The sequence below is a fragment of the Brevibacillus panacihumi W25 genome, from assembly GCF_000503775.1.
GTDB lineage: Bacteria > Bacillota > Bacilli > Brevibacillales > Brevibacillaceae > Brevibacillus > Brevibacillus panacihumi_A.
The window spans coordinates 612,352-627,781 of the sequence record NZ_KI629786.1; the positions used below are offsets into that span (position 1 = coordinate 612,352).

General features: G+C 50.9%; 14 protein-coding genes and 1 pseudogene. 13 read left to right on the forward strand and 2 right to left on the reverse strand.

The features are described from left to right. Position 1 precedes the first annotated feature (1 nt). From T458_RS52585 to T458_RS52615, 7 genes and pseudogenes are all read left to right on the forward strand, one after another. Positions 2-217, forward strand: a complete 216-nt coding sequence (locus tag T458_RS52585) for a TRAP transporter large permease subunit (RefSeq protein ID WP_023559166.1) — start codon at positions 2-4, stop codon at positions 215-217. Between the two features lie 230 nt (positions 218-447). Further along, entirely contained in the window at positions 448-1,686 is a 1,239-nt protein-coding gene (locus tag T458_RS52590; RefSeq protein WP_031305278.1) for an IS110 family RNA-guided transposase, read from the forward strand. 115 nt (positions 1,687-1,801) lie between these two features. Then, a pseudogene (locus tag T458_RS52595) lies at positions 1,802-2,899 on the forward strand (TRAP transporter large permease); the annotation flags it as partial. A gap of 33 nt (positions 2,900-2,932) precedes the next feature. Further along, positions 2,933-3,946 carry a zinc-dependent alcohol dehydrogenase gene (locus T458_RS52600; RefSeq protein WP_023559168.1) on the forward strand — a complete coding sequence of 338 codons (1,014 nt, stop codon included), beginning with the start codon at positions 2,933-2,935 and terminating at the stop codon, positions 3,944-3,946. Positions 3,947-3,967: 21 nt separating this feature from the next. Next, positions 3,968-4,732 carry a 2-dehydro-3-deoxy-D-gluconate 5-dehydrogenase KduD gene (gene kduD, locus T458_RS52605; protein ID WP_023559169.1) on the forward strand — a complete coding sequence of 255 codons (765 nt, stop codon included), beginning with the start codon at positions 3,968-3,970 and terminating at the stop codon, positions 4,730-4,732. A 31-nt stretch (positions 4,733-4,763) separates the two neighbouring features. After that, on the forward strand, positions 4,764-5,711 hold the full coding sequence (locus T458_RS52610; RefSeq protein WP_023559170.1) for a sugar kinase: 948 nt from the start codon (positions 4,764-4,766) through the stop codon (positions 5,709-5,711). A 23-nt stretch (positions 5,712-5,734) separates the two neighbouring features. After that, positions 5,735-6,358: a bifunctional 4-hydroxy-2-oxoglutarate aldolase/2-dehydro-3-deoxy-phosphogluconate aldolase gene (locus T458_RS52615; protein WP_031306235.1), complete on the forward strand. Its 624-nt coding sequence runs from the start codon at positions 5,735-5,737 to the stop codon at positions 6,356-6,358. Between the two features lie 68 nt (positions 6,359-6,426). Here the strand turns inward: T458_RS52615 and T458_RS52620 are convergent, their stop codons facing one another. Continuing rightward, entirely contained in the window at positions 6,427-7,932 is a 1,506-nt protein-coding gene (locus T458_RS52620) for a zf-HC2 domain-containing protein (protein WP_023559172.1), read from the reverse strand. Positions 7,933-8,247: 315 nt separating this feature from the next. Between T458_RS52620 and hmpA the strand changes: the two genes are divergently transcribed. Beyond that, complete coding sequence (gene hmpA / locus T458_RS52625) at positions 8,248-9,462, forward strand: NO-inducible flavohemoprotein (protein WP_023559173.1); 1,215 nt, start codon at positions 8,248-8,250, stop codon at positions 9,460-9,462. Here the strand turns inward: hmpA and T458_RS52630 are convergent. Then, positions 9,452-9,979 carry a Crp/Fnr family transcriptional regulator gene (locus T458_RS52630; RefSeq protein WP_023559174.1) on the reverse strand — a complete coding sequence of 176 codons (528 nt, stop codon included), beginning with the start codon at positions 9,977-9,979 and terminating at the stop codon, positions 9,452-9,454. The two genes, hmpA and T458_RS52630, sit on opposite strands and share 11 nt — an antisense overlap. Positions 9,980-10,256: 277 nt before the next feature. Between T458_RS52630 and T458_RS52635 the strand changes: the two genes are divergently transcribed. The 5 genes from T458_RS52635 (at position 10,257) to T458_RS52655 (ending at position 15,411) form a co-directional block, all read left to right on the forward strand. Next, on the forward strand, positions 10,257-11,318 hold the full coding sequence (locus T458_RS52635; RefSeq protein WP_023559175.1) for a SulP family inorganic anion transporter: 1,062 nt from the start codon (positions 10,257-10,259) through the stop codon (positions 11,316-11,318). Positions 11,319-11,340: 22 nt separating this feature from the next. Then, positions 11,341-11,895, forward strand: coding sequence for a phosphoribosyltransferase family protein (locus T458_RS52640; RefSeq protein ID WP_023559176.1), 555 nt, complete (start codon positions 11,341-11,343; stop codon positions 11,893-11,895). A 253-nt stretch (positions 11,896-12,148) separates the two neighbouring features. Then, positions 12,149-13,243 carry an iron-containing alcohol dehydrogenase family protein gene (locus tag T458_RS52645; protein ID WP_023559177.1) on the forward strand — a complete coding sequence of 365 codons (1,095 nt, stop codon included), beginning with the start codon at positions 12,149-12,151 and terminating at the stop codon, positions 13,241-13,243. Then, positions 13,240-14,358, forward strand: coding sequence for a histidinol-phosphate transaminase (gene hisC / locus T458_RS52650; protein ID WP_023559178.1), 1,119 nt, complete (start codon positions 13,240-13,242; stop codon positions 14,356-14,358). The genes T458_RS52645 and hisC overlap by 4 nt, the downstream gene beginning before the upstream one ends. Positions 14,359-14,370: 12 nt before the next feature. Beyond that, on the forward strand, positions 14,371-15,411 hold the full coding sequence (locus T458_RS52655) for an ABC transporter substrate-binding protein (protein WP_023559179.1): 1,041 nt from the start codon (positions 14,371-14,373) through the stop codon (positions 15,409-15,411). Positions 15,412-15,430: the final 19 nt, after the last annotated feature.

Consider the following 15,430-nt stretch of genomic DNA (forward strand, 5'->3'; position numbering starts at 1 on the left):
TATGGACGTTGCTGTTCAGGCTGCGATGATTTTGTTTTTCGGAGTAGCGATCCTGCTGGTGATTGGGGCCCCGATCAGTGTCAGTGTAGGGATTGCCTCGGTCCTGGCGATGTTCTCCATACTGGAAGCGGACAATGCCTTGCTGACTTCCGCCCAACGCATGTTTACAGGGATGAACTCGTTCGCCCTCTTGGCTATCCCCTTTTTCGTATTATGAGGTCAGCCAGAAAAAACTGGCTGGCCATTTTTCATGGAAATGGCTTTACTCTATTGGTAGCCGGGTAGAACGATCCCCTTTTTGGGAAAAACCCGTGGAGGAAACTGTTCACCCCCTACTTGTACAACTATGTTTGGGCTGGTTGGGACAAGATCCCGTATCACATGCGAAGCTATGGCATACAAGTGCTAAAGGGGCTGCCGGTAAAAGAAGTGAGGGGAAGGAAGAACGTGAATCCAGTTGTAGGAATCGATGTGGCAAAAGGAGAAAGCCAAGCACAGATCTTTCTGGATCGGAACAAATTATACGGAAAAGGATTTCGTTTTTCGCATACCATAACAGATTTGGAATGGCTTCATGGAAGGCTAAAGGAAGTAGAAAAGGACAGCGGTTGTCGTCCAGCAATTATTCTTGAGGCTACAGGTCACTACCACCTTCCCATTGTAGAGTGGGCAGAGGAGAAAAATTATGACCTGTATATCCTTAATCCCTTATTAGCCCAGCGGGCTAAGAAAACGCACCTAAGAAAAGTGAAGACCGATAAATTGGACGCGGTTCATTTAGGAGAACTTTATTACAAAGAGGAGTTTGAACCGTACCAAAAGCAGGAAACGCACTGGCTTCATTTACGTCATCTCACGAGACAACATGAGGCAATGACGGATATGTATGTTCAGACAAAATTGCAATTTCGGGCTGTCCTAGACCAGGTCTTTCCCACGTATGAAGGTGTGTTTGGGGATTTGTATTCAACGGTATCATTGGGAGTGTTGGAAATGTATTCAACACCAGGGGCGGTAAAAACGGCAGGAGTGGACAAGCTAGCGGAGTGTATGAACACAAAGCTTGTTCGTGGACGGTCACCGAAGTGGGCAAAGGAAAAGGCAATAGATATGATGGCAGCGGCAGAAAAAAGCCCCTTTCAAGAAGGGGTCCATGAGAGTTATGTGCTTAGTTTACGTATGTTCATCACGTTGCTACTTCAATACCAGGAGCATCTATCCAAGCTTGAAAAACAAATAGATGCCCTGGCTGAAGAAAAAAAAGAATATGATCTACTCCGTTCGATTCCCGGCGTGGGAAACAAGATTGCTGCCACAATCCTGGCCGAAATTGGGGAAATCGAACGGTTTGACCACGCAAAGAAATTGGTCGCATTCGCTGGGGTTGACCCAAGTGTCACATCCTCCGGAAAGTTCACAGCAAGCACAAACCGAATTACCAAACGGGGTTCCAAACGCTTGCGAAGAGCGCTGTACCAAGCTGTACAATGCGGAGTAAGAAGACGAAAGGGGTGTCTCTTACAAAGCTCAGTAAATCAGCGATTACGTGAGTATTATGACGTGAAAAAGGGGGAAGGAAAGCCCCACAAACAGGTTGTGATTGCTTGTGTGAATAAGCTAATTCGCTGGATATACTGCATTTTAACGAGAAGCGAACCTTATAAGGCTGACTTTCAGTCAGCGTAATGGAATGAATTTCCATAACCTCTCCCTTTAGAGAGGTTATTTTGCATGCTTTTCAACAATATAGCACAACTTCAAAGAAAATAATAAGGATACTCTTGACAAAATATTAGCTGGTTTCATCCTGGCCGGGGTGATTATGAACAACGGAGGGATAGCCATCCGGCTGGTCAATTGTGCCAAGGTGCTCAGCGGCAGATTGCCGGGTTCCCTCGCCCACACGAATATCGTCGCCAACATGCTGTTTGGTTCCATCAGCGGTTCGGCTGTCGCAGCAGCGGCAGCCGTCGGCGGGACGATGACACCGTTGCAGGAAAAGGAAGGGTACAGAAGAGAGTTCAGTGCAGCGGTCAATATTGCCTCTGCCCCGACGGGAATGCTGATCCCGCCGAGCAACACGCTGATCGTGTATTCACTGGTTAGTGGCGGAACCTCGATTGCCGCCCTGTTTATGGGCGGATACATCCCGGGTATTTTATGGGGACTTGGCTGCATGATCGTCGCTTTTTTCCTCGCAAAGAAGTTTGGCTACAAGAGCGAGGGTGGAGTCACGCTCATGCAGGCCTTGCGTGTATTCTGGGATGCGATTCCCAGCCTGTTGCTGATCGTGATCGTCATCGGCGGGATCATCGGCGGGGTCTTCACAGCAACGGAAGGTTCAGCCATCGCCGTCGTGTACTCCTTGCTGCTGTCATTTTTCTATCGGACCATCAAGCTGAAGGATTTGCCACGAATTTTGCTGGAATCGACCAAAACCACAGCGATTGTGATTTTTTTGATCGGTGTTTCTTCCATTATGTCGTGGGTGATGGCGTTCACCAACATTCCGAACATGATTGCCAGCGGTTTGCTTGGGCTCACTGACAACATTTTTATTATTCTACTGATTATGAATATCGTGCTGTTGATTGTAGGGACGTTTATGGACCCGACACCGGCAGTGCTGATCTTTACCCCGATCTTTTGGCCGATTGCACAAAGCTTCGGCATCGATCCGGTTCATTTTGGAATCATGGTGGTCTTTAACCTGTCCATTGGGACGATCACACCTCCAGTCGGTCCCGTCTTGTTCGTGGGTACGAAGGTGGCCAATCTGCGAATTGAGCACGTCGTCCGTCCGCTTCTTCCTTTCTTCGCCGTGACGGTCGTGGTCCTGATGCTGATTACGTACATCCCGCAATTGTCGTTGTTCATTCCGAAGCTGCTGGGGCTATAGAAGTCCAGGAAACCATTTCAAGGAAGTGTTCAGATGAAAGCCATTGTCTTCGAAACGCCGCAAACCGTTTCCTTGCGAGAAATCGAAATGCCGACAGTACCTCAAGGATGGGCCTTGATCAAGATCTCCCATGTCGGTATCTGTGGAACCGATTTGAATATTTATGCGGGGAGCCATCCACGAGCCAAAGCGCCTTTGGTGATGGGGCATGAATGTTCCGGAACCATCGTGTCCGGTCATCCCACATTACCCGAGGGGACGCCTGTCACAATCAACCCCTTGCTTACTTGCGGCACATGCATTCCGTGTACGACTGGACAAAGCCATGTGTGCGAATCGTTGAAACTGGTCGGAATCGACTGTGACGGAGGCATGGCGGAGTATGCAGCTGCTCCGGTCGAACGCGTAGTTCCACTTCCGGAAGGTCTGTCGTTTGCAATGGGAGCACTGGTCGAGCCGGTGGCTGTCGCCATGCACGCGGTGAGACAGGGAGGGTATATACCGGGTGATCATGCAGTCGTTTTTGGGGCGGGTACGATCGGACTTTGCGTCGCCTTGGCTCTGAGAAGTTCGGGGGCTTCGCAAGTGACGATTGTGGAGACCAACGAGCTGCGTTTGCAAAAAGCCAGAGAACTCGGTTTTTCTACGATTCATCCGCAGCAAGAAAATGTCCGGGAGATCATCCTCGCCCAGACGAAGGGGACAGGTAGCGACTTTGTGTTTGACTGTGCGGGTCATCATTCGGTCTTGCCGCTGCTGACTGAGATCGTGAAGGTACGCGGCAACATCGTCATTGTCGCTGCTTATAAAAAGCCGGCAGAGGTTCATTTGCTGCAAGGCATGTTCAAGGAGCTGACGATGCGCTTTGTCCGTGTCTATACCGACAAGGACTTCGAATTGGCGGCACAGCTTCTGGTGCAGCAGCGTGATTTTGAAAGGATCATCACCCATACGCTGCCGCCGGAAGAGGCAAAGAAAGGCTTTGAATTGTTGACGAGCCATACCGACGCAGTCAAGGTCATGTATCAATTTTCATCAGACAGATAACGGAAAATGGAGGGATGCTAGATGCAATACGTACTGGATTTGTTCTCACTTAAAGGCAAAACCGCACTGGTGACAGGGGCGCGCACAGGGATCGGGCAAGCCATCTCGGTCGGTTTGGCTGCTGCAGGAGCCCATGTCCTGCTATTGGGTCACCGCGATAATCTGCATGAGACCAAGGCGAAGATCGAAGAAGTGGGCGGAACGTATGAAACCGTGCTGATCGATTTGAGCCAGGTAGACCAGATTCGCACTCAGATCAAACCTCTGCTGGAAAAACATCAAATCGATATTTTGGTCAACAACGCCGGGATCGTCTATCGCGAGCCTGCTGTGGATTACAGCGAACAAGAGTGGATGCGCGTGGTCAACGTTAACCTGAATGCCGTATTCATCCTTTCACAGGAAATTGGACGTGGCATGGTCGAGCGCGGGGCAGGAAAAATCATCAACATTGCCTCCCTCTTGTCATTCCAGGGCGGAATCTTCGTACCAGCTTATACAGCGAGCAAGCACGGGGTGGCCGGATTGACCAAATCCCTGGCGAATGAATGGGCCGCAAAAGGCGTACAGGTAAACGCCATCGCACCTGGCTATATCGATACCAACAATACAGAAGCAATCCGCAATGACAGCAAGCGCAATCAGGCCATTCTGGAGCGAATTCCAGCGGGGCGCTGGGGATTGCCGGAAGATTTGACGGGAGCGGCCTTGTTCCTGGCTTCCAAAGCATCCGATTACGTCAATGGCCATGTGTTGGTAGTAGACGGTGGATGGATGAGCAGATAAGTCGGACACCAAGAAAGGAAGAGGAGCCTTGATGGATATCATCACAATCGGGGATGGCATGATTACCTTTGATCCCCAGAGCAGGGGTCCGCTGCGGTTCGTCAATCAGTTTGAACGCAAAATTGGTGGCGCGGAGCTGAATGTGATATTGGGCTGCGCGAGATTGGGATTAAAAGCCGGTTGGATCAGCCGTCTGGGCAAAGACGAGTTCGGGCGGCACATCGTGAACACAGTACGCGGCGAGGGAATTGACATTTCCGAAGTTAAAATGATGGAGGGCTATGCTACTTCCGTCAATTTCAAAGAAGTAAAGGAATCGGGGGCGGGTCGTACATTCTACTACCGGCAAAAATCCCCGACGGAGACCTTGACGCCTGATTTGTTGCCCGAGGACTATATCGCAGACACCAAGATTTTGCACGTCACGGGCGTATTTCCGGCAATTCAGGAGAACAACCGCGCCGTCATTCTGCGAGCTTTGCAACTGGCGCAGCGTCACGGAGTAAAAGTGTCGTTCGATCCCAATATCCGCTTGCGCCTGTGGTCCAAGGAGGAAGCGAGGGAGACGATTCTGTCCTATCTGCCTTATGTGGATTACTTGCTGGCTGGACGTGAAGAACTGGAGCTTCTGTTCGATACTGCCGAGGAGCAGGCATTGCTTCAAACTCTCCAATCGTATTCGTTCCAGCACGTCGTGATGAAAGACGGGGATAGAGGGTCGTACGCGTTGGTGAATGGAACGTGGGTGCATTACCCCGGTTTCCCTGTTCAGAAAGTGGTGGACACGGTAGGAGCTGGAGATGGCTTTGACGCTGGGTTTTTGTACGGTATGATCCATCAATGGCCAATAGATAGGACCCTGGAATTTGCCAACGCGATCGGAGCGATGGTTGTGCAGGTACACGGGGACAATGAAGGGCTGCCATACCTGGAGGAAGTAGAGGGATTTCTGGGCACGCGAGAAGTGATCGAGCGTTGAGCGGGCCAGAGAGGAGGAAGGGAATGGCAATCGAGAGGCTAAGGGAAGTATCGCTGGTCCCTGTTTTGCGTAAAATCCCTTACGACAAAAGCAAGAAAATCGTGCAGGCGCTTCTGGACGGCGGGATCGAAGCCGTAGAAATTACGATGGAAACAGAGCGGGCGGAAGCAATCATAAGTGAGTCAATCGATTTGTTCGGTGATCGGGCGCTGGTCGGCGCCGGAACAGTCCTGGATGTAGAGGATTGCCGCCGTGCAATAGAGGCAGGCGCGCAATTTATCGTGGCCCCTGTACTTGACGAGAACGTGGTGCGATATGCAGCAGATCAGGGAATACCGGTGATTCCCGGAGTTTTTACCCCAAGTGAAATGCTTCGTGCTGCAAACCTGGGAGCAGCAATGATCAAGCTGTTCCCGGCATCGGTGCTGGGGCCTTCTTTCATCAAAGACGTCAAGGGTCCCTTATCTCATATTCCGATCATGTGCACCGGCGGCATCACGCTCGATACGGCGAAAGCCTACCTCGACGCAGGAGCCAATGCCGTAGGTGCCGGAAGCGCCCTGCTGCGCAAGGATTTGATCGAAGTCGAGGATTGGACAGGGCTGACAGAAGAAGCGCGGCGCTGGATGACGGCCATCCGAGGTTAACGGAGAAACGAATAGAGAAGAGAAGCAGGCCCTTCCTTTACGATGGGCCTGCTTTTTGTGCGTAAAACTCAAGGAGCGGGCGGGATTTCCACTCGCCATTGGAAGTTGTCATAGGTCTTTTTTTGTGTCTGCATCAGGAGTGTTAATTGTGAAGGCAGCTGGTCAAGCTGCTTGATCAGGAGCGTTTCCTTTACATGGGCACCCGCACTGGAGCCTTCGATGGGCGAGCGCTGGTAGTCGATTGCGACGGGATAGGAGCGCCCCTTGTCATCCCGCAGGAACCATTTCGGCCAGCTGGTAGTTGTGCCTACGATATCCAGCTCCATCTTCCAGACCTTTTCCCCCGTCCCTGCCATGGTCTCTTGCACAAGAGGAGAGAGGGTGTAGGTGTTATCCCCGATTTGCTGCCGAAACGGCTGCCGAGACAGCTTTTTGGGGTCAAAGGTGAGTGAGATGTCAGCCGGCTCATTCACCATGATCTCTTCCAGCACCAAAAACAGCTTTCCCTTCCCTTCATACGGAACGAACGAACCGTACCACCCTTGTTTGTCTGCATCGTTTTCCACTGTGTATTCTGTCAGTGACACCGTTTTTGTCTGGTTGACCGAACCCGGTACCATATCCGCATAAATCTGACCTTGTTCATCTTCCATATGATACGAGATTTTATGGGAGAGCAGGTCGTGCAGAAATGATTCATCCGGATCCATTTGCAGCCGTTCACGTGCTTGCTTTTGGATGCGTTCCTTTGCTTCCCCCGTCCACTGTGTTTCGATTTCCAGGCGAGTAGCGCTTGGGGCATACGTCACCTGTTTTGCATGCAGGTTCAGCCCCTCCGGTGTAGTAAAAGACTGATGGATCGGAATGGTTTTGCTCGCAGCCATGGTTTTTTCAATATCGACGGGTATTTTCAAACTCCATTGAACGGGTTTGATCTCCATGGCCCCGTACTGTTTGACGTCCATGTGAACGACAATATGATTGGGCGGGTTGCGAAGCGAAAAGGTTAGATCGGCATATTGCTCATCCCGTTGGAAGCGAGCACCCTCGGCGATTTTTTCTCCTTTTTCATCGGTTACATAGAGTTGATTGGGTCCTGATGTCTCGAAATACAAGTCGGGCAAAATGTCCCCCTGATCATCGACCAACACATAGGTGACGACCGCCCGAGTCGGGTCTGCCAGAATGTCCATGATCTTGAGCGTAATCCCCTGGTCCGTGACAGAAGCATGTACAGGTGTAGAAAACCATTGTTCAGCAGCCTTTTTCAGCCCCAGATCCTCTCCGAGACGGGTTAGGAATGACGTTCCTATCAACAATGCGATCAATAGAGTGGCTACTGTCGCAACTGTCCACTTTCGCCAGTCCTTCCTTTTCCGACGACGGCGCGAGCTTCTGGGCGGCAAGGAGGAGGTGGTCTCTTGAGCTGCTGCGGGCTTAGCTTGGAGTCTATCTACTCGTTGCTTACATGGCGGGCATGCTTGCAAATGTGCTTCGACGATCAACCGCAGTTCCCTGGAAATCTCATTGTCAACATAAGGAACGATGTATTTCTCAATGTCCTGACACTTCACGGGGTGCCCCTTCTTTCTCGATATGGTCCTCTTCCATTTTTTTCGCCTCCTGTGAAGACAGTTTCATGACTCCACACGTATCAGTACCGGACACCAAAAATGGGCTCAACAAGTAGTACCTCGTTGGGAATGGAAATGTTACCAAAAAGAAAGGGAATTCACAAAAATTTATTATTTTGGAAGGCATGCCCGGACAGTTTCTTATTCACAAATCGTTCTGTTTTCGTGTGATTCCAATCACAGTAGGGACGCCTCCTCTTTTCTATACTGAATGCAAGGATTCAAGTTCAGGTACAAAAAGAGGAGGAAGGCCCCATGTTACGCCAAGAAACCATCCAAATCATTCAATCTACAGTCCCTGTGTTGGAAGTGCACGGTACCGATATTACAAAACGATTCTATCAAATGATGTTTGCGAATCATCCAGAGCTGCTGAATATCTTTAACCACGCAAATCAAAAGAAAGGACGCCAACAGACTGCTTTGGCTAACGCCGTCTACGCCGCAGCCAAACACATCGACCAATTGGAAACGATTCTCCCCGTTGTGAAGGAGATTGGCCATAAACACCGCAGCTTGGGGATCAAGCCCGAGCATTATCCGATCGTAGGAGAGAATCTTTTGGCAGCGATCAAGGACGTATTGGGAGAGGCTGCGACAGATGAGATTATTCAGGCGTGGGCCGAAGCGTACGGGGTGATCGCGGATGCCTTCATCAGTGTGGAGGCGGATTTATATGAGAAAGCGGAGCAGCAGGAGGGAGGCTGGGAAGGATTTCGCCCCTTCCGCGTAGAGAAAAAGGTCACAGAGAGCGACGTCATCACCTCGTTCTATCTCGTTCCGCAGGACGGCAACAAGATTGCGAAGTTCGAACCCGGACAGTACGTGAGTGTAAGAATGGAGATCCCGGGCGAGAAGAATGTCCACATCCGCCAGTACAGCTTGTCAGACGCGCCAGGCAAACCGTATTACCGGATCTCCGTGAAGCGCGAGGACGGGCAAGCGAATCAGCCGGAGGGCAAGGTATCGACTTATCTGCATAAGCAGGTAGAGGAAGGAGACGTGCTTTGGCTGTCTGCTCCGGCAGGCGTGTTTACGCTGGATTTGAACGAAAGCCGTCCGATGGTGTTCTTGAGCGGCGGGGTCGGATTGACGCCGATGGTCAGCATGCTGCATACCCTTTTGGAGAAAAATCCGAGCCATCAAGCAACCTTCATTCACTCTGCGCATAACGGAAATGTGCATGCAATGAAAGATAAAATAGAAGAGTTGGCACAGAAGCACGAACAAGTCTCGGTATTTTGGGCGTACACAGAACCGACAGTGCAAGATCGAGAAAGGAAAGCCTACCATAAAGAGGGCTATATCGACCTTGGCTGGCTAAAAGAAGTGCTGGCGACGACCAACGCCAGATTCTATCTCTGCGGACCAGTACCGTTCATGAGTGCGATGAAAGGACTCCTGTTGCAATGCGGAGTAGCGGAGTCCGACATTCATTGGGAATTTTTCGGTCCGGCCGCTACTTTGTAGGCGGAGGGTTGCTCGCTGCAGCAACCTGTGCCCGCAGCAGACGGTTGACGGTCTCGCGCCTCAGCCCGATCAATTGCCCGATCTCGTCTTGCGTCAATACATCGGTCAATGTCGTTGGCGCGATATAGGCTTGAAACCAGCGCTCCAGCTTCTCCAGCTTTTTGGCGGGAGTCACCTCTGTCAACTGGTCGATTCGCTGCTGCATCATCCGCAGCTTGTCTTGTAGCTGCTTGGCGATGGCAAGGCATTTCTCCGGGTTTTGCTGCAAAGTGGGATACCACTCGCTCTCGGGCAAAACATCAACCTCGCAGGTCACAAGCGCGACCGCTGTTCCGTAGTATGGATTCGGACTGATGAGAGAGTGATGCGGGATGATCTCATCAGGGACGATGATATTCACCAAAATGGTGCTTCCATCTTCATGCACGCGCAGGATTTTCAGCAATCCGCTTTTGAGATGATAGAGAGGTCCTGATTCTCCCTGCCGAAAAAGCGTTTCACCTTTATGCAACCTCATAAATATGCCTCCAATGAAACAGCGAGGGATGCTTGCTCATCCTCTTCGCTGTTTTTTGTCATGCTGATTATAACAAGACAGGATCATGGAAGCGAATCCTCTCTATCGTTCGGAAATAATGAGTAAAAACCGAACGTTCGACAATATTCTCGTTGTATAATAAATAAAACACGAATGATAAAGTAAATTATATTGAAATCAATCGGTAATCATGTTAGTTTAAGGTGTATTCATTCGTAGTTTCAGGATTGAAATAGAGAAAAGGGGAACGAGAGAAATGGAATGGAAAGATATTGTCGCGGCACTCAGCGTCGTGCTCAACGGCTTGCCGCAGGGGTTGCTCGCGCTATCGCTCGGTTTTGCTTCTGTCCCTACGGCCTTGGCGTTTTTGGTAGGGGCGGCAGGTAATGCAATGACTGGATCGGTTGCAGTCGTTTCCTACCAAGCTGAGACGATTGCGGTGGCAGGGACGATGGGAAAAAGCATGCGGGACCGGATCTCGATGGTTTTTCTCGGGGGAGCGATCATGACCGTCATCGGTCTGTTTGGCCTTTTGGAGAAGATTGTAGATTTTATCGGACCTGTCATCACCAACGGCATGATGGCCGGGGTCGGAATCATGCTGGCAAAGGTATCCTGGGATATGGCCCGCAACAACATGTCCGTCGGAATCACATCGATGGCGAGTGGTTTGCTTACGTATTTCATCACCAAAGACCTGGTGTACACGATTACGATTTCCGTCATTCTCTCCAGCCTGGTCTCGAATATCCTCAAGCAGGATACGGCGATCAAGCCTTTGGAAAATGACCGTTTCAAGCTGCAAAAGCTGTCCTTCGCGTCGCATATTTGGCGCGGCGCCATGGCGATGGTCTGCTTGAACATCGGGGCCAACATCGCGTTCGGGCAAATCAACGGAAAAATTGCCAATACGGATGTCAACATTGATACCCTGACCATTATCAGCAGCGTGGCGGATATGGCGTCTGCCTTGTTTGGCGGTGCCCCGGTAGAGGCGATCATTTCGGCTACTTCCGGTGCCCCGAATCCGGTAGCATCGGGTGTACTGATGATGATCCTGATGGCTGCGATCTTGTTTGCGGGCTTGCTGCCAAAGATCGGCCGCTATATTCCGAGTGAGTCGATCGCCGGTTTCTTGTTTGTTCTGGGTGCGATCGTAACCGCTCCGGGCAATGCGATGGCTGCACTGACTGCCGAAGATCCGTCTTCCACTCTTGTTGGCGGTATGACCATGGTCGTCACAGCGATTTCTGATCCGTTCTTCGGGATGCTTGCCGGATTAGTAATGAGAGCGTTGATTAGCGTGTTTGGCATGTAAGAGAGATCGAGGAGGGAGTTTCGTGGAAAAGACATATACATTGGAAGTAGCAGGCGTCACAAGAACGTTGCCGATCATTCAGATCGCAGATGATCTGAGCATCGCCAGCTTTGTGATTTTGGGAGATACAGAGCTGGTGACGGCTGCAGCGCCGCTCTTGGCGGAAAAGCTGCCAGAGGTGGACGTGCTGATTACAGCCGAGGCCAAGGGAATTCCCTTGATTTTTGAAATCTCTCGGCTGCTCCAGATGAAAAAATACTATGTAGCTCGGAAAAGCACCAAACCGTATATGGAATCTCCTTTAATTAACGAGGTAGTGTCCATCACGACGCAGAAAACACAGATCCTTTGCCTGGATGGCGCAGATGCGGCCGAAATAAAAGGCAAGCGGGTGGCGATCATCGATGATGTGATCAGCACAGGCAAGTCCCTATTGGCGATTGAGGAATTGGTCAACAAGGCTGGGGGCCATGTCGTAGCTCGTGCAGCCATTCTTGCAGAGGGCAGTGCCGCCGAGCGCGATGACATCCTGTTTTTGCAGGAGCTGCCATTGTTTCCGCACGCGAAAAACGAATAGCAAAGAACTTGCCAGGTGCTGACCTACTCTGAAGGTCGGCGCCTTTTTATGATGAAAGGTTTTTTCCAGATAAAATTTCATTTTCACTAGTTCTCAAATTAATAAGAATGAACTAAAATGAATGAATATAAATGACTGACGATATTGACTCTTTCCTCAATTTCTAGTTGACAATTAACTTGTAAAATCATAAGATATTATATCGTTGCATAAACATACGTTATTTTGAATAAATGCACAGGGAGATGTCAGCATGTATACCATCCCAGGCCCGGGCAAGTATGTACGAGAAGCTGGTTTGTTGGAAGAAGTAGGTTCCTACATCAAGGAATTTGGCGATAGCGCTCTGTTTATAGGTGGGAAAACCGCTTTGTCAGTAGTAGAGACCAAGGTCAAGAACTCCTTGGACAACGATAAAGTAGAAAACAAAGGTTTTGAATGGTACGGCGGCGAGTGCTCCTGGTCGCAAGTAGAGCGATTGAGCCAGATCGTACAGGAGAAAAAGCCACAGGTGATCGTCGCAGTCGGCGGCGGCAAGGCGATTGACACGGTTAAAGCAGTCGCTTACGCAGTGAAGCTGCCTGTCCTGGCGATCCCGACCATTGCGGCGACCTGCGCGCCTGCAACACCCATCGCCATCATGTATGACGACGAAGGGACTTTTATTGAAATCAGCCATCGCTCCAAGGCGCCGAGCGTCGTGCTCGTTGATTCCGATGTGATCGCGAAAGCCTCCCATCGTTTCCTGGTCGCGGGGATCGGGGATACGTTGGCGAAGTGGTTTGAATCCTCGGTATCTGTGAAAAAGAGTCAGCCTACCGCGTTGAACCGAAGCGCCGTGAAGCTGGCCAATGAACTCTATCATCTATTGCTGGAGAAAGGTCCTTCCGCGGTCGAGACGATCAAGCAGGGGAGGGTGGATCAATCCGTAAATGACGTCATCGACAGCATTATTCTGATTAGCGGAAGCGTCAGCGGTTACGGCGGGGATGACTGCCGGACGGCTGCAGCGCATGCGATTTACTCCGGGTTAACGATCTTCCCGGAAATCCACGACACCTACCATGGCGAGATTGTTGCTTTTGGCATTTTGTCCCAGCTGGTGCTGGAAGGCAGAAGCGAAGAGGAGATTCGCGAGCTGATTGCCTTCTACCAAAAAGTAGAGCTTCCCTACACATTGGAAGATATGGCGGTAAAAGACCTGACCCCGGAAGACTGGAAGCGTCTTGGAGAAGTGACGGTCGAGATCGAGGATATGGCGAACATGCCGTTTGCGGTTACACCTGACATGGTGGTCCATGCCGTACAGGGAGCCGACCAAATCGGAAGGAAGGTAAAACAGCAATGAAACTGGAGAACATGGTCCGCAAAGTATACCCGAACCTGATGCCGTATGTCTGTCAATTGGCTGACCTGCCGATCGAAGAGATGAAGCAGGCATTGGGTAAAGAACAGGTGTACAAGCTGAGCTTCAACGAAAATCCGCTCGGCCCTTCACCCAAAGCGGTAAAGGCAATGCAAGAAGCCTTGCTCCAGTTGAATCTGTATCCCAGTTCTACAGGGGATGCGCTGCTGGCACGGATCGGGGATAAGGAAGGCGTAGAGGCAAAGAACGTCATCTTGTCCAACGGTGCAGATGAAATGATCATCCTGGTGGCCCAAACCTTCCTGGAGCCTGAAGACGAGGTGATCATTCCCGAGGTGAGCTTTGTCCAGTATCTGGCATCCACGCATATGATGGGAGCAAAACCCGTTTTTTCTCCGATGAAGGAAGATCTGGGCGTGGATCTGGATGCGATCATCGAACGCATCACCCCGGCTACCAAAACCGTGTTTTTATGCAATCCGAACAATCCGACAGGTACTGTGATTCCGGCGGACGAGCTGCGCGCCTTCCTGAAACGCGTACCGGAGAACGTCCTTGTCGTAATCGACGAGGCGTATCACGAATATGCAGACGATCCGGAATATCTCTCTTCGGTAGAGTTCGTCAAAACGTATAAAAATGTATTTGTCATTCGCACCTTCTCCAAAATCTATTCCCTGGCGGCAGCGCGCATCGGCTACGGAATCGGACAGGAGGAGCTGATCGAGGCGATCCATCACGTTCGACCGCCCTTTAACGTGAACAGCATCGCGCAGGCAGGCGCGCTGGCAAGTCTGGACGACGAACAGCATGTGTCCGAGTCAAGACGAATCAACCAGTTTGGCAGAAAGCTGCTGGCTGAACTGTTTGACGAGTTGGGCATGAAGTACCTGAAAAGCGCGACCAACTTTGTCTGTGTCGATACAGGACGAGACAGCGGCTACATGTTTGACCAGTTGGCGAAGCACGGTGTCATCGTGCGCAACCTTGCTGGCTACGGAATGACGACCTCATTGCGCGTGTCCATCGGTCAGCCTGAAGAAATGCAGGCCTTCGCTGCAGCCATGAGAGAAATACTTGAAAAAGAAGAGAAATAAGGGGGAAGTACCATGAAGAAGTTCAAATTTTTATTGTTGTCCGCACTGCTGAGCGTGGGCTTGGCCGGATGTGGCGGTGGCAATGCTGGATCATCGGCTCCAAGCCAACCAGCGGAAGGCTCTAACCAGGCTGCCCAGCCTGCTGAGAATGCTTCCAAAACACCGCTCAAGGTGACACTGCCAACCTGGACAGGCTATGGCCCATTGTTCCTGGCGAAAGAAAAAGGATTTTTTGAAAAGCACGGTTTGAACGTAGAATTGTCGACGATTGAAGGCTTGGCGGAGCGCAAGGCAGCACTGGCGGGGGGGGGGGTAGACGGCATGGCGACAGCACTGGACGTACAGGTCACGCTGGCGGCTTCCGGAGTGCCGATGCAAGTGGTATGGCTGCTGGATGATTCTTATGGCGGCGACGGCATCATTGCGAAGAACGAAATCAAGACACCTGCGGACCTGAAAGGCAAAAAAGTGGCGTTTGAACAGGGATCTACCAGTCACTTGCTCTTGCTGACTGCCCTCAAGCAAGCCAATTTGACAGATAAAGATGTAGAAATGGTGCAAATGTCTGCCGGAGATGCCGGAGCTGCTTTCGTAGCGGGTCAAGTCGATGCTGCGGTTACGTGGGAGCCATGGTTGTCCAAAGCTTCCCAGGCTGATGGCGGCGTACTGGTGACGACAAAAGAACTGTCCGGGATCATTGTGGATACGGTTGGTTTCCGTAAAGACGTCATTGAAAAACGTCCTGACGATGTAAAAGCATTTGTCGCAGCGATGGCTGAAGCGATGGACTACTGGAAAGAAAACGCAGACGAGTCCAACGAAATCATGGCCAAAGGTCTGAAAATCGATTTGGCAGAGTTCACAGGTACGGTTCCAGGCTTGAAATTCCTGCACAAGGAAGAGAACAAGGAACTCTTTGGTACTGCTGACAAGCAAGGAAATATCTATCAATCCACTCAGAACGCAATCGACTTCTATCTCGAGCAAAAGCTGATTGATCAGGCTCCTAAAGTGGAAGATGTACTGAATCCAACGTTTGTTGCCGGACTGTAGAGGAGTGCCCCACTGGGCC